Annotated in this window: 21 protein-coding genes; 11 read left to right on the forward strand and 10 right to left on the reverse strand. The window is 72.1% G+C overall.

Annotated features, from left to right (window positions below):
* The first annotated feature begins 1 nt into the window (after position 1).
* The 4 genes from AC3ET3_RS18265 to AC3ET3_RS18280 all read left to right on the forward strand — a co-directional run bounded on the left by AC3ET3_RS18265 (position 2) and on the right by AC3ET3_RS18280 (position 4,189).
* A complete protein-coding gene (locus AC3ET3_RS18265) occupies positions 2-2,602 on the forward strand; it encodes a sensor histidine kinase (protein WP_435612476.1) in 2,601 nt (866 codons plus the stop codon).
* Positions 2,599-3,036 (forward strand): roadblock/LC7 domain-containing protein, encoded by a 438-nt coding sequence (locus AC3ET3_RS18270; RefSeq protein WP_432136111.1) that lies wholly within the window; start codon positions 2,599-2,601, stop codon positions 3,034-3,036. Before AC3ET3_RS18265 ends, AC3ET3_RS18270 begins: the two co-directional genes overlap by 4 nt.
* Positions 3,037-3,058: 22 nt before the next feature.
* A complete protein-coding gene (locus AC3ET3_RS18275; RefSeq protein ID WP_435612477.1) occupies positions 3,059-3,472 on the forward strand; it encodes a DUF742 domain-containing protein in 414 nt (137 codons plus the stop codon).
* Between the two features lie 111 nt (positions 3,473-3,583).
* Positions 3,584-4,189 carry a GTP-binding protein gene (locus AC3ET3_RS18280; RefSeq protein ID WP_432136113.1) on the forward strand — a complete coding sequence of 202 codons (606 nt, stop codon included), beginning with the start codon at positions 3,584-3,586 and terminating at the stop codon, positions 4,187-4,189.
* A 14-nt stretch (positions 4,190-4,203) separates the two neighbouring features.
* On the opposite strand, the gene AC3ET3_RS18285 is transcribed toward AC3ET3_RS18280, so the two are convergent.
* Positions 4,204-4,632, reverse strand: coding sequence for a PPOX class F420-dependent oxidoreductase (locus AC3ET3_RS18285; RefSeq protein WP_435612478.1), 429 nt, complete (start codon positions 4,630-4,632; stop codon positions 4,204-4,206).
* A gap of 118 nt (positions 4,633-4,750) precedes the next feature.
* On the opposite strand from AC3ET3_RS18285, the gene AC3ET3_RS18290 reads away from it, so the two are divergent.
* Both AC3ET3_RS18290 and AC3ET3_RS18295 read left to right on the forward strand, forming a co-directional pair.
* Positions 4,751-5,164, forward strand: coding sequence for a roadblock/LC7 domain-containing protein (locus tag AC3ET3_RS18290; RefSeq protein WP_432136115.1), 414 nt, complete (start codon positions 4,751-4,753; stop codon positions 5,162-5,164).
* A 124-nt stretch (positions 5,165-5,288) separates the two neighbouring features.
* Positions 5,289-6,191 (forward strand): DUF6397 family protein, encoded by a 903-nt coding sequence (locus AC3ET3_RS18295; protein ID WP_432136116.1) that lies wholly within the window; start codon positions 5,289-5,291, stop codon positions 6,189-6,191.
* On the opposite strand, the gene AC3ET3_RS18300 is transcribed toward AC3ET3_RS18295, so the two are convergent.
* Both AC3ET3_RS18300 and AC3ET3_RS18305 read right to left on the reverse strand, forming a co-directional pair.
* Positions 6,178-7,047 carry an acyl-CoA thioesterase gene (locus AC3ET3_RS18300; protein ID WP_432136117.1) on the reverse strand — a complete coding sequence of 290 codons (870 nt, stop codon included), beginning with the start codon at positions 7,045-7,047 and terminating at the stop codon, positions 6,178-6,180. The genes AC3ET3_RS18295 and AC3ET3_RS18300 overlap by 14 nt on opposite strands.
* A 19-nt stretch (positions 7,048-7,066) precedes the next feature.
* Complete coding sequence (locus AC3ET3_RS18305) at positions 7,067-9,580, reverse strand: DEAD/DEAH box helicase (protein WP_435612479.1); 2,514 nt, start codon at positions 9,578-9,580, stop codon at positions 7,067-7,069.
* A 145-nt stretch (positions 9,581-9,725) separates the two neighbouring features.
* Between AC3ET3_RS18305 and AC3ET3_RS18310 the strand changes: the two genes are divergently transcribed.
* Positions 9,726-10,520: a metal-dependent hydrolase gene (locus tag AC3ET3_RS18310; RefSeq protein ID WP_432136119.1), complete on the forward strand. Its 795-nt coding sequence runs from the start codon at positions 9,726-9,728 to the stop codon at positions 10,518-10,520.
* Between the two features lie 2 nt (positions 10,521-10,522).
* On the opposite strand, the gene AC3ET3_RS18315 is transcribed toward AC3ET3_RS18310, so the two are convergent.
* From AC3ET3_RS18315 to AC3ET3_RS18330, 4 genes are all read right to left on the reverse strand, one after another.
* Positions 10,523-10,777 (reverse strand): type B 50S ribosomal protein L31, encoded by a 255-nt coding sequence (locus AC3ET3_RS18315; RefSeq protein ID WP_432136120.1) that lies wholly within the window; start codon positions 10,775-10,777, stop codon positions 10,523-10,525.
* A gap of 78 nt (positions 10,778-10,855) precedes the next feature.
* Complete coding sequence (locus tag AC3ET3_RS18320) at positions 10,856-11,326, reverse strand: DUF5709 domain-containing protein (RefSeq protein ID WP_435612480.1); 471 nt, start codon at positions 11,324-11,326, stop codon at positions 10,856-10,858.
* Between the two features lie 300 nt (positions 11,327-11,626).
* A complete protein-coding gene (locus AC3ET3_RS18325) occupies positions 11,627-13,408 on the reverse strand; it encodes an ABC transporter ATP-binding protein (protein WP_432157429.1) in 1,782 nt (593 codons plus the stop codon).
* Positions 13,405-15,237, reverse strand: a complete 1,833-nt coding sequence (locus tag AC3ET3_RS18330; RefSeq protein ID WP_432136123.1) for an ABC transporter transmembrane domain-containing protein — start codon at positions 15,235-15,237, stop codon at positions 13,405-13,407. The genes AC3ET3_RS18325 and AC3ET3_RS18330 overlap by 4 nt, the downstream gene beginning before the upstream one ends.
* A 224-nt stretch (positions 15,238-15,461) precedes the next feature.
* Between AC3ET3_RS18330 and AC3ET3_RS18335 the strand changes: the two genes are divergently transcribed.
* Positions 15,462-16,223, forward strand: coding sequence for a hypothetical protein (locus AC3ET3_RS18335; RefSeq protein ID WP_432136124.1), 762 nt, complete (start codon positions 15,462-15,464; stop codon positions 16,221-16,223).
* A 76-nt stretch (positions 16,224-16,299) separates the two neighbouring features.
* Here the strand turns inward: AC3ET3_RS18335 and AC3ET3_RS18340 are convergent, their stop codons facing one another.
* On the reverse strand, positions 16,300-16,749 hold the full coding sequence (locus tag AC3ET3_RS18340) for a MarR family winged helix-turn-helix transcriptional regulator (RefSeq protein ID WP_432136125.1): 450 nt from the start codon (positions 16,747-16,749) through the stop codon (positions 16,300-16,302).
* Positions 16,750-16,878: 129 nt separating this feature from the next.
* On the opposite strand from AC3ET3_RS18340, the gene AC3ET3_RS18345 reads away from it, so the two are divergent.
* The gene (locus tag AC3ET3_RS18345; RefSeq protein WP_432136126.1) at positions 16,879-18,798 is read left to right on the forward strand and encodes an ABC transporter ATP-binding protein; all 1,920 of its coding nucleotides are present in this window, start codon (positions 16,879-16,881) and stop codon (positions 18,796-18,798) included.
* A 43-nt stretch (positions 18,799-18,841) separates the two neighbouring features.
* Positions 18,842-19,687, forward strand: a complete 846-nt coding sequence (gene mltG, locus AC3ET3_RS18350; RefSeq protein WP_432136127.1) for an endolytic transglycosylase MltG — start codon at positions 18,842-18,844, stop codon at positions 19,685-19,687.
* A gap of 18 nt (positions 19,688-19,705) precedes the next feature.
* On the opposite strand, the gene AC3ET3_RS18355 is transcribed toward mltG, so the two are convergent.
* Positions 19,706-20,812 carry an NAD(P)-binding domain-containing protein gene (locus AC3ET3_RS18355; RefSeq protein WP_432136128.1) on the reverse strand — a complete coding sequence of 369 codons (1,107 nt, stop codon included), beginning with the start codon at positions 20,810-20,812 and terminating at the stop codon, positions 19,706-19,708.
* A gap of 107 nt (positions 20,813-20,919) precedes the next feature.
* On the opposite strand from AC3ET3_RS18355, the gene AC3ET3_RS18360 reads away from it, so the two are divergent.
* Positions 20,920-21,342 carry a YjbQ family protein gene (locus tag AC3ET3_RS18360; RefSeq protein WP_432136129.1) on the forward strand — a complete coding sequence of 141 codons (423 nt, stop codon included), beginning with the start codon at positions 20,920-20,922 and terminating at the stop codon, positions 21,340-21,342.
* A 590-nt stretch (positions 21,343-21,932) separates the two neighbouring features.
* Here the strand turns inward: AC3ET3_RS18360 and AC3ET3_RS18365 are convergent.
* Positions 21,933-22,148, reverse strand: coding sequence for a DUF4177 domain-containing protein (locus AC3ET3_RS18365; RefSeq protein ID WP_432136130.1), 216 nt, complete (start codon positions 22,146-22,148; stop codon positions 21,933-21,935).
* Positions 22,149-22,451 lie beyond the last annotated feature (303 nt).

Below are 22,451 nucleotides of genomic sequence, written 5' to 3' on the forward strand. Positions count from 1 at the left end.
CATGCGTACACCCCGAAGGACCGCCCCGGTCGGCGCCGGCCAGGCGACCGCGCCCCGGGGCCGCCGCGCCCACGCCGGACCGCCCGCCGACGAGAGCCCGCCCGACCCGACGGGCAGACCCCGGCACCCGGCGCCCACCCGAGCCGGCCGCCGGCTGGGCCGCCCGCGCACCGTCCGCGCGAAGATCGTCTGTCTCCTGATGGTGCCGGTCGTCTCCCTGCTGGCACTGTGGGCGTACGCCACCGTCACCACCGCCCAGGACGTCTCCCGACTGCGGCAACTGCAGCGGGTCGACAGCGAGGTCCGTGCCCCCGTCGCCGCCGCCGTCGCCGCCCTCCAGGCCGAACGCGAGGCGGCTGTCCGCCAGGCCACCGACCCCGGCGCCGGGCGGGACGGCGACCTGACGAGGCTGGCGCAGGACACCGACCGGGCGGTGGCCCGGCTGCGGCTCGGCGACGATGCCACCGTCGCCGACGCCCAGGAACTGCCCTCCGGGGTCGCCCGGCGCCTCCAGGCATTCGTCACCGAGGCCGAGGACCTGCGCACCCTGCGCACCGGCGTCCTCGACGGCGACGCCGACTGGCGGCAGGCCCACGACCGCTACTCCCGGACGATCTCCGCGGCCTTCATGGTGAGCGGAGCGCTGAGCGGCATCCAGGACGCCGACCTCGGTTCCGACACGCGGGTCCTGCTGGAGTTCTCCCGCGCGGGAGAGGCCCTCGCCCAGGAGGACGCCGTACTGGCCGGAGCCCGGCTCGCCGGCCGGCTGGACGGAGAGCGCCTGCGCCTGTTCACCCAGGCCGTCGCCACCCGGCGCGCCCTCACCGACTCCGCGGTCGCCGACCTGCGCGGCCCCGAACGCGCGGCCTGGCGCGCCCTCGCCGGCGGTGCCGCCTACGCGACGCTCGGCACGGCCGAGGACGAGGTGCTCGCGCAGCGCCCCGGCGCCCGGGGCCCCGGGGCCGCACTCGCGGGCAATTGGGACCTCGCGCACGCGCGCGTGCAGAGCGGGATGCGCGCCATCGAGGCGGACGCCGCAAGGGGTGTCGCGGACCGGACCGACCCGTTCACCCGCGGACTGCTCACCCCGGCAGGCGCCGCGGTCCTGTTCGGCCTCGGCGCCGTAGCCGCCTCCCTCGTCATCTCCGTAGGCATCGGCCGCGGCCTCGTCGTCGAACTGGTCGGGCTGCGCAACAGTGCCCTGGACATCGCCCGCCGGAAGCTCCCCGAGGCCATGCGGCGCCTGCGCGCGGGGGACGAGATCGACATCCGCGCCGAGGCACCGCCCGGAGCCGGCGCGGAAGACGAGGCGGGGCAGGTCGCCGAGGCCCTGGGCACCGTCCACCGGGCCGCGCTGCGTGCCGCCGTCGAGCGTGCCGAACTCGCCGGCGGTATCTCCGGCGTGTTCGTCAACCTCGCCCGCCGTACCCAGGTCCTCGTGCACCGCCAGCTCAGCCTCCTGGACAGCATGGAACGCCGCTCCGAGGACCCCAACGAACTCGGCGACCTCTTCCGCCTCGACCACCTCACCACCCGGATGCGACGCCACGCCGAGAGCCTGATCATCCTCTCCGGGGCCGCGCCCGGCCGCGCATGGCGCACGCCGGTCTCCCTGACCGACGTCGTCCGAGCGGCTGTGTCCGAGATTGAGGACTACGCGCGCGTGGAGGTGCGCCGCCTCCCGGAGACCGCCGTCATCGGCACCGCCGTCGCCGACCTCACCCACCTGCTCGCCGAACTAGTCGAGAACGCCGCCCAGTTCTCGCCACCGCACACGCGCGTGCGCGTCACCGGCGAACCCGTCGGCAACGGCTACGCCGTCGAGGTCGAGGACCGTGGCCTCGGCATGGGCAAGGAAGCCCTCGCCGAGGCCAACCGGCGCATCGTCCAGTCCGAGGCGCTCGACTTGTTCGACAGCGACCGGCTCGGCCTGTTCGTGGTCAGCAGACTCGCCGCCCGCCACGGCATCAAGGTTCATCTGCGGACCTCTCCCTACGGCGGTACCACAGCCGTCGTCCTGCTGCCCACCGCCCTGCTGCACGGCGGCGCGGCGGAACGTTCCGCCCGTGCGCAACGCCCGGCGGAGCGGCCCCCGGAACCCGCCCCCGCACGCGTGCCCGCCCCGGACCGGCACCTGGCCACGGCCGCCCTCGACCCGTCCCGGAGCGCCGGCCAGGACCAGCGCGGCGGCGGATCCGAGGACCGACAGCGCGAGGAATCGGCGAAGCCACGATCCGCGGACCGGCCGACCCCGGTGGCCCCGCTCCGCGCGGCGCCGGACACCACGGCCGCCCACGAACCCCCGCCCCCCGGCGTCACCGCCCTTCGCCCGCACCGCCCCCCGCAGGTCACCGAAGGGCCGGACGTCCTCCCTCACCGGGTACGGCAGGCCAGCCTTGCCCCCCAACTGCGCCGACCGCGTCCACCGGAACCGGCTCCCCCTCACCCGCGCGACGACGACGGACGCACCCCCGAACTCGTGCGGGACCGCATGGCCGCCTACCGGGAGGGCTGGGCGCGCGGCGGCGGCAGACAACCCGGCCGTGCGGCCACCCCCGAACCCGCCCCGGGCGGCGACAGCACCGAAGGAGACCTCGCATGATCCAGGACCCGAGCACACGGCCGTCCCAGCGGTCCGGTGAACTCGACTGGCTGCTGGACGACATGGTGACGCGTGTGAGCGAGGTACGGCACGCCGTGGTGCTGTCCAACGACGGCCTCGCCGTCGGCGTGTCCACCGGCCTCGGCCGCGAGGACGCCGAACACCTCGCGGCCGTCGCCTCCGGCTTCCACAGCCTCGCCAAGGGCACCGGCCGGCACTTCGGCGCAGGCGGCGTCCGACAGACCATGGTGGAGATGGACGACGCCTTCCTGTTCGTCGCCGCCGCGGGTGACGGATCCTGTCTCGCCGTCCTGACCGCGGTCACCGCCGACATCGGCCTCGTCGCCTACGAGATGGCACGCCTGGTCAAGCGCGTCGGCGAACACCTCTACACACCACCACGGGTGGCCGCGAGGCCGCCCTCCGCGGGCTGAGGCACGAAGGCGAACCCCACCGATGACCGAGGACCTGACCGGCCGACCGGGCGAGCCGGGCGGCCAGTGGTACGACAACGAGGCCGGCCCCCTGGTGCGCCCCTACGCCCTGACCGGCGGACGCACCCGTCCCGGCCCCAGCGGCGTTCGCTTCGACCTGATCGCCCTCGTCACCCTGGAGCCCGGTGCCGCCGGCCTCATGGGTGACCCCGCGCTCGGCCCGGAGCACCTGGCCCTGACCGACCTGTGCGGCACGGAGCCCCAGTCGGTCGCCGAACTCGCCGCGGGCACGGACCTGCCCGTGGGGGTCGTCCGCGTTCTCCTCGGCGACCTGCTGGAACTCGGCTGCCTCACCGTCAGGCGACCCGTACCCCCCGCACAACTGCCCGACGAACGGATCCTGCGCGAGGTCATCGAAGGACTGCGGGCGCTCTAGAACCCGATGAACACCGACATCAGAAGACGCGGCTTCCGGCGGCGCCGACCGGGCGGACGCTGGCGTCCGCTTGCCGCGTCGAGCCGTCGCCACCAGCGAGGAAAGTGATCCATGGTCTCCGAACACGAGGACGCCACCGGGGCCGAAGCCGCCCCCTTGGCGTTGAAAATACTGGTCGCCGGTGGGTTCGGGGTGGGCAAGACCACTCTCGTCGGGGCGGTCAGCGAGATCAAACCCCTGCGCACCGAAGAACTCCTCAGTGAGGCTGGTCAGTCGGTGGACGACACCGACGGCGTCGACCAGAAGGTCACCACGACCGTCGCCATGGACTTCGGCCGCATCACCATCCGCTCCGGCCTCTCCCTCTATCTGTTCGGTACGCCGGGCCAGGACCGCTTCTGGTTCCTGTGGGACGAACTCTCCCAGGGGGCCCTCGGCGCCGTCGTCCTCGCCGACACCCGGCGCCTGGAGGACTGCTTCCCCGCCGTCGACTACTTCGAGCACCGCCACATCCCCTTCGTGGTGGCCGTCAACTGCTTCACGGGCGCGAGAACCCACCAGGCCCGGGACGTCTCCCGCGCCCTCGATCTCGACCAGGGAACCCCGGTCGTGCTGTGCGACGCCCGCGACCGCCACTCGGGCAAGGAAGTGCTGATCAGTCTTGTCGAGTACGCCGGGCGCATACACACCGCCCGGCTCCTCGACTCCGTGCGCTGACGGTGGAGCCGCCGTCAGTCCGCGATCGCCTTCTTGGCCACCACCTTCTCGATCGTCATCCGGACGAGCAGTTCACCCGCCACACCGTTGCGCGCACCGAACTCCTCGGCACGCTCCTCACCCATGTACCGGGCGCCGATACGGGCCGCCCAGTGCCGGACCTCGGCGAGGTCCTCCGAGATCCGCGCCCGTCCCTGCAGCACCACGTGGTCGAAGGGCGGCCGGTCGTCGTCCACACACAGCGCGACCCGGCCGTCCCGCGCCAGGTTCCGCCCCTTCACCGTGCTGCTGCCGGTGTTGAACACCACCTCGTCCCCGTCGAGCAGAAACCAGATCGGCGCCACATGCGGCCCGCCGTCGGCCCGCACCGTCGCCAGCTTCCCCGTCCGGGTGCCGTACGAGACGAACTCCCGCCATTGCGTGTCGGTCATCTTCTGTGCCATGCCCCCATCCTCCTTGCCCCCCGCCCGGTCGTGGGGAAGGCTGGCGGCCACGCCCTCCCGACCGACGAGGGCGCACGGGGGGACGGCACACGGGTACGTGCACACGGGGAGAGGGAACATGGCGCAGAAGCGGGGGCTGGACTGGCTCCTGGACGATCTGACCGAACGCGTCGACCACATACGGCACGCGCTGGTGCTGTCCACCGACGGCCTGGTCGCCGGGGCCAGCACCGGACTGCGCCGCGAGGACGCCGAACACCTCGCTGCGATCTCGTCCGGGCTGCACAGCCTGGCCAAGGGCTCCGGACAGCACTTCGGTGCCGGCCGGGTACGCCAGACCATGGTCGAGTTCGACGACGCCCTTCTGTTCGTCACCGCGGCGGGCACCGGAAGCTGCCTGTGCGTGCTCAGCGGCACCGAAGCGGACGTCGGACAGATCGCCTACGAGATGACCCTGCTCGTCAACCGCGTCGGCGAACACCTCGCGGTGGACCCCCGCCACCCTGAAGGACCGCCGAACCCGCGCTTTTGACCTGCGGGTTTCTCCACTCCGGTGGAGTTATCCACAGGCTCGCCACGAGATCCGCGAAGGTGGCTACGGTTTCTTCAGAGGCCGGCGCGGTCGGCGCGGGCCCTCTCACTCCACGGGGGAGACCATGTCCGAGAACACCCTCGCAACACCGCCCACCGCTCCCCGTACGCCCGGTCGCGCAGCCCGGGAACTGGGACTGAAACGCAGTGAACTCGACCTCGCCGTCCACCTGGGCCGGATCAGGACCGTGCCCGATGAAGACGGCGGTCGGCGGCGGGTGCCCGGCGCCGAGATCGCCCGGATCCGTGCGGCCGAGGGCCACCCCGAGGCGCTGCGCGCCGCCGTCCGAACGGTGGGGACCGCCGAGGGCGCCCGCCTCCTGAGCGTCCCGGTGGGCCGGTTCACGCGCCTGGCGCGGCTCGGCCTGGTGGTGCCCGTGACGTTCTACCTCAACCGCTACCGGGCCGTGGTCTGGCTGTATCTCGCCGACGAACTGCGCCAGTTCGCCCACGGCGAGGGCAACGCCCGGCTGCTGAAGGGGCGTACGCCCGACGGCCTGCGGCGCCTGCTGGCGGAGGGCGTCGACCTGCGGCCACGGAACTGGCGTGGCCGCCACCTCGGCTTCCTGCTGAGGCAGGCCGACGGCCCCTGGCAGCGGGCGGGAGCCCTGGCCGCATTCCTGGACCCCGCCCGGATCGCCGAGATCGTGCCCGACCCGTACGAACGAGCCCACCTGAACCGGTTCCGTCCTGGGCCGCCCACCCACGGAAGCCCGGGATCACCGGCCGCCCGCCTCGCCGAGAAGATCATGACCGCGGACGGCCCGGACGAGATCGCATGGCTCCGGTCGGACCTGGAACACGTCCTCGACGAGGCACGGACATGGCGGTCGGCACCCCGCCCCGCCGCTCGTGTCCCCTCGCGCACCGAGCCGGCGCCGCCGCCCGCCGCCGAGTCCGCGCCGACCCCCCGGAGCGGTCTGCTGGGCTGGTTGCGGCGCAGGACCCCACGGCCTAAAGCGCCCTGAACAGCCCCTCCTGGACCACGGACACCAGCATGCGTCCCTCCCGGTCGTAGATCCGCCCCCGGGCGAGGCCCCGGCCCCCCGTCGCGATCGGCGACTCCTGGTCGTACAGGAACCACTCGTCCGCACGGAAGGGCCGGTGGAACCACATGGCGTGGTCCAGGGACGCCATGTCGAAGCCGCGCCGGCCCCACAGGGGTTCGACCGGGATACGGACGGCGTCCAGCAGCGTCATATCGCTCGCGTAGGTCAGGGCGCAGGTGTGGACCAGGGGGGCGTCGCCGAGCGGCCCGACCGCGCGCATCCACACCGCGCTGCGCGGTTCCGCGCCTTTGACCTCCTCATCGGTCCAGCGCAGCCGGTCGACATAGCGGATGTCGAAGGGCTGGCGCCGGGCCATGCGCTCCAGCTGCTCGGGCAGCGCGCCCAGATGCTGCCGGATCTCCTCGGTGACGGTGGGCAGCGACTCCGGGTCCGGGACCACGCGGGCCGGCGGCAGCTGGTGCTCGAAGGAACCCTCTTCCGGCTTGTGAAAGGAGGCGGTGAGATTGAAGATCGTGCGGCCCTGCTGCACGGCGGTGACCCGCCGGGTCGTGAACGACCTGCCGTCCCGCACCCGTTCGACCTGGTACACGATCGGCACCCCCGGTCGGCCGGGGCGCAGGAAATACGCGTGCAGCGAGTGCACGGGCCGGTCGCCGTCCGTGGTCCGGCCCGCGGCGACCAGCGCCTGGCCGGCCACCTGGCCGCCGAAGACCCGCTGCAGCGACTCGTGCGGACTGCGGCCGCGGAAGATGTTGACCTCGATCTGTTCGAGGTCGAGCAGATCGACCAGTCTCTCGGCCGGGTTCGTCGTCATCAGTGGGAAGCTCCTGTGCTCACAGCTGGCCTACGTCGGTGACTCGGACCACCGCACGGCCCTCCGCGTCGGACGCCGTGAGGTCGACCTCCGCGCTGATGCCCCAGTCGTGGTCCCCGTTCGGGTCGTCGAAGATCTGCCGGACACGCCACAACCGGTTCTCCGGTTCCTCCTGGATCACCAGCAGCTTCGGACCGCGAGCATTCGGACCGGTGCCGAGGTCCTCGTACTCGTCCCAGTACCTGTCCATGGCCTCGCCCCAGGCGTCGGCGTCCCAGCCGGACTCCGCGTCCATCTCGCCGAGTTCGTCGACCTGGTCGAGGGCGGCCAGCTCCACCCGGCGGAACAGGGCGTTGCGCACCAGGACGCGGAAAGCACGTGCGTTGGTGGTGACCGGCTTGACCTCGTCGGCCTTCTCCTGGGCCTCCTCGGCGGTCATCTCCTCCGGGTTGGCCAGCTGCTCCCACTCGTCCAGCAGGCTGGAGTCGACCTGGCGCACCGTCTCGCCGAGCCACTCGATCAGATCCTGCAGGTCCTCGGACTTCAGGTCGTCCGGGATGGTGTGGTCCAGGGCCTTGTAGGCGCCGGCCAGGTAGCGCAGCACGATGCCCTCGGTGCGGGCGAGCTCGTAGAAGGACACCAACTCCGTGAAGGACAGGGCCCGCTCGTACATGTCGCGGACCACCGACTTCGGCGACAGCGGATGGTCGCCGACCCACGGGTGGCTCTTGCGGTACGTGTTGTAGGCGTGGGAGAGCAGCTCGTCCAAGGGCTTGGGGTAGGTGATGTCCTGGAGGCGCTCCATGCGCTCCTCGTACTCGACGCCGTCCGCCTTCATGGCGGCCACCGCCTCGCCGCGTGCCTTGTTCTGCTGGGCGGCGAGGATCTGCCGCGGGTCGTCCAGCGTGGACTCCACCACGGAGACCATGTCCAGCGCGTACGACGGCGACTCCGGGTCCAGCAGTTCGAAGGCGGCCAGCGCGAAGGTGGACAGCGGCTGGTTCAGCGCGAAGTCCTGCTGCAGATCGACGGTGAGGCGCACGATCCGGCCCTCGGCGTCCGGCCGGTCGAGCTTCTCGACGATGCCGCCGTCCAGCAGGGAGCGGTAGATGGCGATCGCACGCCGGATGTGCCGCAACTGCTGCTTGCGCGGCTCGTGGTTGTCCTCCAGCAGCCGGCGCATCGCCTCGAAGGCGTTGCCGGGGCGGGCGATCACCGACAGCAGCATGGTGTGCGTCACCCGGAACCGGGACGTCAGCGGCTCCGGCTCGGACTCGATCAGCTTCTGGAAGGTGTTCTCCGTCCAGGCCACAAAGCCTTCCGGCGCCTTCTTCCGGACCACCTTGCGGCGCTTCTTCGGGTCGTCACCTGCTTTGGCGAGCGCCTTCTCGTTCTCGATGACGTGTTCCGGCGCCTGGGCGACCACGAACCCGGCGGTGTCGAAGCCCGCCCGCCCGGCGCGGCCGGCGATCTGGTGGAACTCCCGCGCGCGGAGCGTGCGCACCCGGTTGCCGTCGTACTTGGTGAGCGCCGTGAACAGCACGGTGCGAATGGGCACGTTGACACCGACGCCGAGCGTGTCCGTGCCGCAGATCACCTTCAGCAGGCCGGCCTGCGCCAGCTTCTCCACCAGGCGGCGGTACTTGGGCAGCATTCCGGCGTGGTGGACGCCGATGCCGTGGCGGACGTAACGCGAGAGGTTGCGGCCGAACTTGGTGGTGAAGCGGAAGTTGCCGATCAGTTCGGCGATCTGTTCCTTCTCCTCGCGCGAGCACATGTTGATGCTCATCAGCGCCTGCGCGCGCTCCACGGCCTGGGCCTGCGTGAAGTGCACGATGTAGACCGGTGCCTGCTTGGCCGCCAGCAGGTCGGTGAGGGTCTCGGTCAGCGGCGTGTACCGGTATTCGTAGGACAGCGGCACGGGCCGGGTCGCCGAGCGGACCACCGACGTGGGGCGGCCCGTGCGGCGGGTGAGGTCCTTCTCGAAGAACGACACGTCACCGAGCGTGGCCGACATCAGGACGAACTGTGCCTGCGGCAGCTCCAGAATGGGGATCTGCCAGGCCCAGCCGCGGTCCCCTTCGGCGTAGAAGTGGAACTCGTCCATGACGACCTGGCCCACATCCGCGTCCTTGCCGTCCCGCAGCGCGATCGAGGCGAGGACCTCCGCGGTGCAGCAGATGACCGGGGCGTCGGCGTTGACGGAGGCGTCGCCGGTCAGCATGCCGACGTTCTCGGTGCCGAACAGCTTGCACAGCTCGAAGAACTTCTCCGAGACCAGCGCCTTGATGGGCGCCGTGTAGAAGGTGACCTCGTCGCGGGCCAGCGCGGCGAAGTGCGCGCCTGCCGCGATCATGCTCTTGCCGGAGCCGGTGGGCGTCGACACGATCACGTTCGCGCCGGACACCACCTCGATCAGCGCCTCCTCCTGGTGAGGGTAGAGCGTGAGACCCCGCTCCTGGGACCAGGACTCGAAGGCTTCGTAGAGGGCGTCGGGGTCGGCTGTCGGCGGGAGCTGATCGATGAGGGTCACGCCCCCATCTTGCCTGCCCCGAGGCCCGATGGGGGAATCGGTGGTCGAGCCGATGATCACGACCGCTACGCTGTGTCGCCGACGGAGCGTCGACGGGCCGGGTCAACCGGACAGCGGCACACGAGGAATGGGGCGGGCAGCGGCGATGATGGGACCAGCACACTCACTGTCGGGCGCGGCCGCCTGGCTCGGGGTCGGCGCGGCCGCCGCGGCCGCCGGGCACGCGATGCCCTGGCCGGTACTCCTCTGCGGCGCGCTGATCTGCGCCGGTGCCGCGCTCGCTCCCGACCTCGACCACAAGGCCGCCACCATCTCGCGGGCCTTCGGACCCGTCTCGCGCTGGCTCTGCGAGATCGTCGACAAACTCTCCTACGCCGTCTACAAGTCCACCCGGATGAAGGGCGACCCGCGCCGCTCGGGCGGGCACCGCACCCTGACCCACACCTGGCTGTGGGCGGTGATGATCGGCGCGGGCAGCTCGGCCCTGGCGATCGCCGGAGGGCGGTGGGCGGTCCTTGCGATCCTCTTCGTGCACATGGTGCTGGCCATCGAGGGACTGCTGTGGCGGGCGGCACGCGGGTCCAGCAGCGACGTGCTGGTGTGGCTGCTCGCGGCGACCAGCGCGTGGATCCTGGCCGGTGTGCTGGACAAACCCGGCAACGGCGCCGCCTGGCTCTTCACGGACCCCGGGCAGGAGTACCTGTGGCTGGGCCTGCCGATCGTGCTCGGCGCGCTGGTGCACGACATCGGCGACGCCCTGACCGTCTCCGGCTGCCCGATCCTGTGGCCGATCCCGGTCGGGCGCAAGCGTTGGTACCCGGTGGGGCCGCCCAAGGCGATGCGGTTCCGGGCCGGCAGCTGGGTGGAGCTGAAGGTGCTGATGCCGGTGTTCATGGTGCTCGGCGGGGTGGGTGGCGCTGCCGCGCTCAACTTCCTCTGAGCTCAGCGGGCCGTTCCCTCGCCGTAGCGGCGCTCGAAGCGGGCGATCCGGCCTTCCGTGTCCACGGTGCGGGCCTTGCCCGTGTAGAAGGGGTGGCTCTCCGAGGAGATCTCCACGTCCACGACCGGGTACGTCTCGCCGTCGTCCCACTCGATGGTCTGGTCACTGTTCGCCGTGGACCGGGTCAGGAAGGCGTACCCCGCCGCGCGGTCGCGGAAGACGACAGGGTGGTAGTCGGGGTGCCGGGTCTTCGTCATACGTGCTCCTCGGATGGTGACGGCAGGGCCGGCGGCACAGACGCGATCGTGGCGGCGCCCGGAGAACCGGCCGGTGGGTCAGCCCGACAGGGCGTCCTCGTCGACGATGTGCATCGCGGCCTCCTCGGCGGAGGCGGCGGCCCCGTCGATGCCCGCGTCGTCGGCGACCAGCGCACTCTCCCGATCCTCGTGGGCACCCTCGTCCGGGGCGACGAGCCGCCCGGAGCGCACGGCGCCGACCTCGTTGTCGAGGAGTTCCCCATCGGTACCCTGGGCGTCGCCGAGGCCGTCGCCGTCCGGGACGGTGAGCTCGGGAACCTCCTCCGCGAGCCGCTGGTCCAGGGTCTCGCCGTGCTGCCGCTCGGCGGCGGTCACACCGGTGTGCTCCACCGCCCACGGCCGCTCCGGAGGGGACCAGCCGCGGTCGTGGGGGTCGTCGACACCGTCGCGTTCGAGGGTGTCCTCGGCATCGAGGATCCCCGAGTCCTCCGGGATCTCGGACGGGTCCGGCTGGTAGACGTCGTCTCCCCATCCGTCGGCGCTGTTCACGGGTACCTCCAGAGGGTGGGGACGGGCCCGTTCTCACCACGGTCGGCAGCGGGCCGCCGCACAGGGCACCGGCCGCGCACGGCAGACGCCGATCACGGCTCGGGCGCCGCCCGCGCGGGTGCCCGCTCCCAGCGTTCCACCCCCCTTCGGCACCGCGCAACGGCAGACGCCCCGCGGGACTCTGCCACCGCGCGGAGCACCAGGTCACCGGGCCCGCCCCCGAGCGGCGACCGCCGTCCTGATCGAAGTCTTCCCGCCCCGGCCGCCAGGGGCCCGCGTCCCGGACGGCGGCCCTTGGGGTCAGCTGTGCCAGGACCTCCACAGCGCCGCGTAGGCGCCGTCCGCCGCGACCAGCTCCGCGTGACTGCCCAGCTCGCTGATGCGGCCGTTCTCGACGACGGCGATGACGTCGGCGTCATGGGCGGTGTGCAGCCGGTGGGCGATGGCGACCACGGTGCGGCCGTCGAGGACGCGGGCCAGGGAGCGCTCCAGATGACGCGCGGCGCGCGGGTCGAGGAGCGAGGTGGCCTCGTCGAGCACCAGTGTGTGCGGGTCGGCGAGGACCAGCCGCGCGAGGGCGATCTGCTGGGCCTGCGCGGGGGTGAGCGCCACGCCTCCCGAACCGACCTCGGTGTCCAGTCCGTCCTCCAGCGCCCGTGCCCACTCCTCCGCGTCGACCGCCCCCAGCGCAGCCCACAGTTCGGCGTCCTCGGCGTCGGTGCGGGCGAGCCGCAGGTTGTCGCGCAGCGAGCCGACGAAGACGTGGTGCTCCTGGTTGACGAGAGCCACATGGGAACGGATCCGTTCGGCGGCCATCAGGGACAGTTCGGCACCACCCAGGGTGATCCGGCCGGCCCGGGGCCCGTAGACACCCGCGAGCAGCCGGCCCAGTGTGGACTTGCCCGCGCCGGACGGGCCGACCAGGGCCATCCGGGTGCCGGGCGCGACCGCCAGCGACACCTCGCGCAGCACGTCGACGCCCTCGCGATAGCCGAAGCGCACCTCGTCGGCGAGCACCTCGCGCCCGTCGGGCGCCAGCCGGGCATCGCCCGTGTCCGGCTCGATCTCCCTCACTCCCACCAGCCGGGCCAGCGAGACCTGCGCCACCTGCAGTTCGTCGTACCAGCGCAGGATCAGGTTCACCGGGTCGACGAGCATCTGGGCGAGCAGCGCGCCCGTCGTCAGCTGACCGACCCCGATCCAGCCCTGCAGCACGAACACGCCGCCGAGCATCAGTACCGAACCCAGCACCGTCACGTGCACGAGGTTGATCACCGGGAAGAGCACCGACCGCAGCCACAGCGTGTAGCGCTCCCACGCCGTCCACTGCCGGATCCGCAGCTCCGACAGCGCCACCCGGCGTCCGCCCAGGCGGTGCGCCTCGACGGTGTGCCCGGCGTCCACCGTCTCCGCGAGCGCGGCGGCCACCGAGGCGTAGCCGGCGGCCTCCGACCGGTAGCCGGCCGGCGCCCGCCTGAAGTACCAGCGGCAGCCGATCACCAGCAGCGGTACGGCGACCAGCACGGCGGGCGCGAGGGGCGGCGCCGCGACGACGAGCCCGCCCAGCAGCAGGCCCGCCCACATCACACCGATGGTCAGCTGCGGCACGGCCTCGCGCATCGCGTTGGCCAGCCGGTCGATGTCGGTGGTGATCCGCGACAGCAGGTCGCCGGTCCCGGCCCGCTCCAGGACGCCCGGCGGCAGCCGCACGGACCGTACGAGGAAGTCCTCCCGGAGGTCGGCCAGCATCCGTTCGCCCAGCATCGCCCCGCGCAGCCGCACCTGGCGCACGAAGGCCGCCTGGACGAGCAGCGCCACGACGAACAGTGTGACGGTGAGCCCCAGGCGCGGTTCCCGCGCCTCGTCGGAGACCCGCTCGACGAGGTCGCCCAGCAGCCAGGGGCCGACCATCGAGGTGACGGTGGCCACCGTGTTGACCAGGATGAGCAGCGAGAAGGCGCGGCGGTGCCGGCGCAGCAGCTCGCCCGCGTAGGCGCGGACGGTCGTGGGGGCGCCGACGGGCAGGGTGTTCGCCGTCGTCGGCGCCGCCGGGTCGTACGCCGGGGGCGCGACGCCGATCATGCGGTCTCCTCGATCTCTCGCAGTGTCCTTGCCGCCAGCTTCCGCTCGGCCGGTTCTCGTCCGTCCCACGCCTGCGAGCGGTTGCCGGGCGCCGCATCCTCGTCCGTATCACGGGTCACGACGGACCGGTACCCGGGTTCCTCGTGCAGCAGGTCGCGGTGCACGCCGACCGCCGCCACCGCGCCGTCGTGGACGAGTACGACACGGTCGGCCCGGTCCAGGAGCAGCGGCGACGAGGTGAACACCACGGTCGTCCGCCCGGTCCGCAGGTCCCTCAGCCCTTCGGCGATCCGGGCCTCGGTGTGCGAGTCGACGGCGGACGTCGGCTCGTCCAGGACCAGCACCTCCGGGTCGGTGAGCAGCGACCGGGCCAGCGCGAGCCGCTGGCGCTGGCCGCCCGACAGGGAACGGCCACGCTCGGTGATCCGGGCATCCATCGGGTCTTCGACGTCCAACGAGCCCTGCACCAGCGCCTCCAGGACGTCAGCGCACTGCGCGGCCGCCAGGGCCTCCTTGGCGCTGACCCCGCCCGAGGCGGGCACGTCGAGGAGGTCGCGCAGCGAACCCGACAGCAGCACCGGGTCCTTGTCCTGCACCAGGACGGCCGTGCGCGCGCAGTCCAGCGGCAGCTCGTCCAGCGGTACGCCGCCCAGCAGGACCGAGGGCCCTTCCTCGGCGGCATGGCCACCGAGCCGCTGCGCGAGGCGGCCCGCCGCGTCCGGGTCGCCGCAGACCACGGCGGTGAGCCGGCCCGACGGGACGAGCAGCCCGGTGCCCGGGTCGTGCAGGTCGCCCGTAGGCGGCTCGGCCGGCCGCGATCCGCCGACGGCGGTGCCCCGCCGCAGTGACAGCACGCGCGCCGCGCGCTTCGCGGACGGCCGCGAGAAGGAGTAGGCCATCGCGATCTCCTCGAAATGGCGCAGCGGGTACGTCAGGACCATCACCGAGCTGTAGACGGTGACGAGTTCGCCGACCGAGATACGGCCCTCGCGGGCCAGATGGACGCCGTACCAGACGACCGCCACCAGCAGCAGTCCGGGCAGCAGCACCTGGACGGCACTGATCAGCGACCACATGCGGGCGCTGCGCACGGCGGCGTGGCGGACCTCCTGGGAGGCGCGGCGGTACCGGTCGAGAAACAGGTCCTCGCCGCCGATGCCGCGCAGGACGCGCAGTCCGGCGACGGTGTCGGAGGCGAGTTCCGTGGCGCGGCCGGCCTTCTCGCGCTGCACGTCGGCGCGCCGGGTCGCGGGCGGCAGCAGCGGCAGCACCGCCAGCGCCAGTGCGGGCAGGCCGAGGGCGACGACGATGCCGAGCGCGGGTTCGTAGACCAGCAGGCCGGCGCAGACGAGCAGGACGGTGAGGGCCGCGGCCGTGAACCGGGACACCGCCTCCACGAACCAGCCGATCTTCTCGACGTCCCCGGTGGACACCGCGACCACCTCGCCGGCCGCGACGCGCCGGGTCAGCAGGGAACCGAGGTGCGCGGCCCTGCGGGCGAGGAGTTGCTGGACGCGGGCGGCGGCGGTGATCCAGTTGGTGACGGCGGCCCGGTGCAGGAAGGTGTCGCCGATCGCGGTGGCCGCCCCGGCCAGCGCCATCAGACCCCCCGCGAGGGCGAGCCGGGAGCCCGACCGGTCGACGACGGCCTGGACGGCGAACCCGACGCAGAAGGGCTGCGCCGAGACGGCCACGAAGTGCAGCAGGCCCCAGGCCAGGGCCTTGAGTTGGCCGCCCAGCTGATTGCGGAAGAGCCACCACAGAAAGCGAGGCCCCGAGCGCGCGTCCGGCACGCCCGGATCGGGATACGGAAGGTCTTGGATCTGCATGACGTCCCAGTGGCTCGTGTCAGGGGAGTGGTGGAGGGAGAAGCGAGGAGGAGCGGATGGAAGGAATGCACCGCGCGTCCACGGCTGCAAACCGTGACAGGTTCGCGTCGCAGGGTGCGCTGAATCAACCCGTTTTCCGAAGGGGGCGACAGATCCGGCTGGCGGTCGGCGAAGGCCCGGGAAGAGGGCGGCGCGGCAATCGACACCGTGTCACCATGGGCGGCATGCGAGTCAGTCATACGTCCGGGCGGAGCGGTGCGACGAGAAGACGGTGGGCGTCCGCGGCGGGCAGCGCACTGCTGCTCACCGTACTGTGCGCCTGCGGCGGTGGTTCGGAGCGTGCGGGCGGTCCCGGCGACGCCGGGCCCACGGCCGCGAGCGGACCGCCCGCGAGTACCCCCGCACCGACCGGTATTCCGGAGGTGGGCCCTCGCACGCAGCGCCGCATTCCGGCCGACGCCCGGCAGGTGGTGGCGGTGTACGGGGCGGGGAAGGACTCCGCCGACGCCACGGTCGTGCTCTACACCAAGCGGGGAAGCACCTGGCAGGGCACGCGCGCGTGGCCTGCGCACAACGGCAGGAAGGGCTGGACCGCCGACCACCACGAGGACGACCGGCGCAGTCCCGTCGGGGTGTTCACGCTCAGCGACGCCGGCGGTGTGCTCCCGGACCCCGGCACCAAGCTGCCCTACACCCGCTCCGACTCCTTCGCCGCCCCCCGCTCCTGGGGCCGGTCGTACTGGCACGACTTCGACTACGTCATCGCCGTCGACTACAACCGCGTCAAAGGCACCCCGCCCAACGACCCCACCCGTCCCCAGGGGCAGCACAAGGGCGGCGGGATCTGGCTGCACATGGATCACGGCAGCGGTACGTCGGCGTGCGTCAGCCTGTCCAAGGCGGGCATGGAGTACCTGCTGCGCACCCTCGATCCGGCTCTGCACCCGGTCGTGGTGATGGGGGACAGAGCGAGTCTGGCCGCCTGACCGGGCGAGGCTCACCGGCCGGCCGCTGTCGTCGGCACTCAAGTGGCAGTACGGAGCGGCCGGGCCGCGGGGCGGCTCAGTGACCGCCCACCGGCGTCCCGTCGATCAGCGTGTCCAACAACTCGCCCAGGGCCTCGCGTTGTTCGCCCGTCAGCGGGGCGAGGATCTCCCGGGCGGCAGCCCGGCGCGCACCGCGCAGGTCACGCAAGGTGGTGCGGCCGGCGTCCGTCAGTTCTATGCGGATCACCCGCCGATTCGTCGGATCGGGCACCCGGCGCACCTTGCCGCTCGCCTCCAGCCCGTCGACCAGCGTGGTCACGGCCCGCGGCACCACTTCCAGGCGCTGTGCGAGGTCCGCCATCCGCGGCGGTCCACCGAAGTGGGCGAGGGTGCGCAGCAGCCGCGACTGGGCGGGGGTGATGCCCAGGTCGGAGCGCTCCAGATGGCGCTTCTGGATGCGGTGCACCCGGCGGGTGAACCGCAGCAGCTGCTCGGCGAGCACGCCGTCGGGATCGGGGGTGGTCATGCGGGAACAATATCAGGACCTCGTGCATTGTGAGTATAGGTAACAATGAGCTACGATCCGTCAGTCGCCGTCGGCGGCCCCGGACCCCGCGTCCCGCGCCGCCGGCACCGTCCACCTCCGTAGGAGCCCATGCATCCCGACCGCGAACCGTCCTGGACCCCACCCGCCGACGCGCCGCGACAGCCCCGGCAGGTGCGCCGCATCCTGCGGCTCTTCCGCCCCTACCGCGGGCGCCTCGCCGTCGTCGGCCTCCTGGTCGGCGCTTCTTCCCTCGTCTCGGTCGCCACTCCCTTCCTGCTGAAGGAGACGCTGGACGTCGCCATCCCCGAAGGGCGCACGGGCCTGCTGAGCCTGCTGGCCCTCGGCATGATCCTCAGTGCGGTCCTCAACAGCGTCTTCGGCGTCCTGCAGACCTTGATCTCCACCACGGTCGGCCAGCGCGTGATGCACGACCTGCGCACGGCCGTGTACGGCCGGCTGCAGCGCATGTCGCTCGCGTTCTTCACGCGCACGCGTACCGGCGAGGTGCAGTCCCGCATCGCCAACGACATCGGCGGTATGCAGGCCACCGTCACCTCCACGGCCACCTCGCTGGTCTCCAACTTCACCAGCGTGGTCGCCACCATCGTCGCGATGGTCGTCCTCGACTGGCGGCTGACCGTGGTCTCCCTGCTCCTGCTGCCGGTCTTCGTGTGGATCAGCCGCCGGGTCGGCAGGGAGCGCAAGAAGATCACCACTCAGCGCCAGCAGCAGATGGCCACCATGGCCGCCACGGTCACCGAGTCCCTGTCGGTCAGCGGCATCCTGCTCGGCCGCACGATGGGCCGCGCCGACTCCCTCACCGCGTCCTTCGCCGAGGAGTCCGAGCGCCTGGTCGGCCTGGAGGTGCGGTCCAGCATGGCGGGCCGCTGGCGCATGGCCGTGATCACCATCGTGATGGCCGCGATGCCGGCCGTCATCTACTGGACCGCCGGTCTGGCCCTGCAACTGGGCGGCCCGGAGGCCTCGCTCGGCACCATCGTGGCCTTCGTCTCGCTCCAGCAGGGCCTGTTCCGCCCGACCGTCAGCCTGCTGTCGACCGGCGTGCAGATACAGACCTCGCTCGCCCTCTTCCAGCGCATCTTCGAGTACCTCGACCTCCCCATCGACATCACCGAGCGGGAGGACCCCGTCCACCTCGAGCGTGTCAAGGGCGAAGTCCGCTTCGAGGACGTCACCTTCGCCTACGACGGCAAGGGCGCCCCCGTCCTCGACGGGATCGACATCACCGTGCCCGCGGGCGGCAGCCTGGCCGTCGTCGGACCGACCGGCGCCGGCAAGTCCACCCTCGGCTATCTGGTGCCGCGGCTGTACGACGTCACGGGCGGCCGGGTGACCCTCGACGGCGTCGACGTGCGCGACCTCGACTTCGACACCCTCGCGCGCGCGGTCGGAGTGGTCTCCCAGGAGACGTACCTCTTCCACGCCTCGGTCGCCGACAACCTGCGCTTCGCCAAACCCGACGCGACCGACGAGGAACTTCACGCAGCCGCGCGGGCGGCACAGATCCACGACCACATCGCCGCCCTGCCCGACGGCTACGACACGGTGGTCGGCGAGCGCGGGCACCGCTTCTCCGGCGGTGAGAAGCAGCGCCTCGCGATCGCCCGCACCATTCTGCGGGACCCGCCGGTGCTCATCCTGGACGAGGCGACCAGTGCCCTGGACACCCGTACCGAGCACGCCGTGCAGGACGCCATCGACGCCCTGTCGGCCGACCGCACCACGCTCACCATCGCTCACCGGCTCTCCACCGTCCGGGGAGCCGATCAGATCGTGGTCCTCGACGCCGGCCGCCTGGCCGAACGGGGGTCGCACCGGGAACTGCTCGCACGCGACGGACGTTACGCGGCACTGGTGCGCAAGGACGCGCGCCTCGACAACGGGAGGGACGGCCGCCTCGGCCCCAGGGCGGCAGCCCACCCGGAATCCGCTGCGGACACCGGGTCGGCCCCGGCGGCGGACACCCGACTGGAGGAGGCCCGCTCCCCCTTGGAGCCGACAAGATGAAGATATGTCGGGTTTGTGGCTGTATGCGGGTTAACGTGCCCGCATGCAGATGAACACTCCGCCACGGAGCACGATCCGACTCACGCGCCGGGGCCGTGTCGTCCTGATCGCGACCGGGGCCGTCGTGGCCGGCACCGCCGTGGCGGTGCCGCTGCTGAGCCTGGACGGCGAACCCCGGAAGGCCGAGCCGGCCACCCTGGTCATCCTCGAGGGCTGGCGGGCCACGCAGATCTACGCGGCCGTCGACAAGGCCCTTGACCTGCCCGCCGGAACCACCCGCAAGGCGCTGCCGAAGGCCGGGGTGAAGCTGCCGAGCGACGCCGACGGCAACCCCGAGGGGTACCTCTTCCCCGCCACCTATCCGCTCGGTGAGAAGGCGACGCCCGAGGCGCTGCTGAACCAGATGGTCGACACGGCCAACAAGAAGTTCAACAAGACGCCCATCGCCGCCGGCGCGCAGCGCAACGCCATGAACGTCTACCAGGCGGTCACGATCGCCAGCATCGTCCAGGCCGAGGCCGCCACCAAGGCCGACATGGGCAAGGTCGCACGGGTCGTCTTCAACCGCCTGGAGCGCGGAATGCCGTTGCAGATGGACTCCACCATCAACTACGCGCTCAACCGCTCCAGCCTGACGACCACCGAGAAGGACACCCGGATCGACAGCCCCTACAACTCGTACCAGCGCATGGGTCTGCCGCCGACCCCGATCACCAACCCCGGCGAGGACGCGATGCGGGCCGCGATCAGCCCGACCCCGGGCGACTGGCTGTACTTCGTCACCGTCAAGCCGGGCGACACCCGCTTCACCGCCGACTACGCGGAACACCAGCGCAACGTGGCCGAGTTCAACCGCAACCAGCGGCAGAGCGCCAAGGCGGCGAAGTGAGCCGTCGCCGACGGCCGGTCAGGCGGCGGCCCTCGCCGCCGCCCGCTCCGCGGCGGTGGCCTCGGCCGTCGCCGCCAGGCGCCTGATGTCCCGCACCGCCGCGCGGCCGGCCCGGTTGGCGCCGACGGTGCTCGCGGACGGTCCGTAGCCCACCAGGTGCACCCGGGGATCGGCGACCGCGCGGGTACCCTCGATCCGGATCCCGCCGCCCGGCTCGCGCAGTCGCAGCGGTGCGAGATGGTCGATGGCCGGCCGGAAGCCGGTCGCCCAGAGGATGGCATCGGCCGTCACCTGCCGTCCGTCGTCCCAGGCGACCCCGTCAGGGGTGATCCGGTCGAACATCGGCAGCCGGTCGAGCACCCCGTCCGCGAGCCCTCGGCGGATCGCGTCGTTCAAGGGCAGCCCGGTGACGGAGACCACGCTCCTGGGAGGCAGCCCCCGACGAACCCGCTCCTCCACCAGCGCGACCGCTGCCCGGCCGGCGCCGTGGTCGAACGGCTCCTCGCGGAAGACGGGCGGCCGGCGCGTCACCCAGGTCGTGGCGGCCGCGTAGGGGGCGATCTCCAGTAGGTGCTGTGTCCCGGACGCCCCGCCGCCGACCACGACGACCCGCTGCCCGGCGAACGCCTCCGGCCCCGGGTACCGCGCGGTGTGCACCTGGTGACCGCGGAAGATCTCCTGCCCCGGGTAGTGCGGCCAGAACGGCCGGTCCCAGGTGCCGGTCGCGTTGATCAGGGCCCGGGCGGACCACGTGCCCTCCGAGGTCTCCACGCTCAGCCGTCCGCCGACGCCCTCGCGCACCGCCCGGACGTCGACGGGTCGCCGCACGCGCAGGTCGAAGGCGCGTTCGTACCGGTCGAAGTACTCGGCGACGACCTCGGAGGAGGGCCGCGCGGGGTCGGCGCCGGTCAGCTCCATGCCCGGCAGCGCGTGCACCCCGTGCACCTTGCCGTACGTCAGCGACGGCCACCGGAACTGCCAGGCGCCGCCCGGCCCGGGGGAGTGGTCCAGCACCACGAAGTCCCGCTCCGGGACGTGGCCGGTGCGGCGCAGGTGATACGCGCTGGACAGGCCGGCCTGCCCGGCGCCTATGACGACGACCTCGACCTCGTGCACGTTGTTCACGCTTCTACCAACCGTGCCGGCTGCGTGGATCTTCCCGCCGCGACGTGATGATCCGCCGGGCGCCGGACTGACGGCGCGGAAACCCGCCGATGGGTCAGGATGGGAGCATGCCCGATGCCTTCATCACCCGCGTCCTGCACATCAACTCCGGCTCCCAGGAGCGGGTCGTCGACCTCACCCGCGACTGTGAGACCTTCCTGCGTGAGGAGGCGGCCGACCGCGACGGCCTGCTGAACGTCTTCGTCCCGCACGCCACCGCGGGCGTCGCCGTCATCGAGACCGGCGCCGGCAGCGACGACGACCTCCTCGCCGCCCTGCACACCCTGCTGCCCGCCGACGACCGCTGGCAGCACCGCCACGGCAGCCCCGGCCACGGCCGCGACCATGTCCTGCCGGCCCTCGTCCCGCCCCACGCGACACTGCCGGTCGTGGGCGGCCGACTGCAGCTGGGCACGTGGCAGTCGGTGTGCCTGGTCGATACCAACAAGGACAACGCCGGCCGTCAGGTGCGGCTGAGCTTCCTCGGCTGATGCGTGTGCCGGAACTGCAGCGTCGAATCCCAGCCGCGCCCGATGCCCCTTGGGCCTTGCGGGACCAGCCCGTGACCGTCATGTTCCCTGATGCGGTCGGGCGGCGGGCAGCAGCGGACCCGGCCACCACGATCTGGGGCATGGAGTGGTCGAGCGAACGCGCGGGACCGGTAACGAAGATGCCATTGACGACCTGGTGTTCGACGGCCCCTCGGTGATCTCGTGTTGAGGCTGTGCGAGGGCGATCGAGCTGCACTTCAGGTTCTTCCACCGACGGCGACGTCAGCCCCACACGGGGCGTGGGTACTTCGGCGGCCCGCACGTCCGCCGGCTCCTCAACGAGTGGACCCGATGGGTTTCTGATCAACCGGTGGTTTGCCGTTCACGCCATCATGCCGGGCGTGCACACCGGGCCGCGGCACAGCTGTCCGCGGCCCGGATGCGACGGTGGACCCCAACGACGTAGCGCGAGTCCGTCCGCGCGCGGCAGCTGGCAACCCCTGGAGTCCCGGTGTCCAGGCCCCGCGCGCACGAGACTGCCGCGTCAGGCTGAGCCTGCCGTTCACCGTGCTGTGCAGGACCCGCGGCCGTCAGCGGCGCGGACGCTCCAGAGTGAGGAGCAGACCCTCGACCGCACCGGGTCCTATACGGCCCTTCACGTCGGCGGACGTGATCGCCTTGACGGCCCAGCCGTCCTCGGCGTGCTTGTTCAGAACCTTCTCCAGCTTGTCGCTGTCCAGTGCGTCTCCGATCAGTGATTCGCGGAAGGTGACGACCTTGTACTCGAATGCGTAGGGGTTGCCCATGGCTGGGACCTTTCTGTGGATGGACCGGCTGACGGAACCGGGGACAGCCAACCACCGTTCGACGTTGCCGCACACGGCGGGGTGGTGGTCATGCCCTCCTGGCCATCTTCGGCGGTGCCGGTCCAGCGCGAACGCGGGAGTGACCCCACTTCGAGCCGGCGCTGCGCCGGAGCGGGTCGTCGTGGACGCCCCGCCGCCGACCACGACGACCCGTGGGGTGCGGGGTTCACTTCGTGCGGGACCCCTTCGCCGTCGCCCGTTGTCGGACAGCTTGCCGACAGGCGGCGGGCGGTCCTGGCTGAC

It is taken from the genome of Streptomyces sp. bgisy159, from assembly GCF_057707805.1.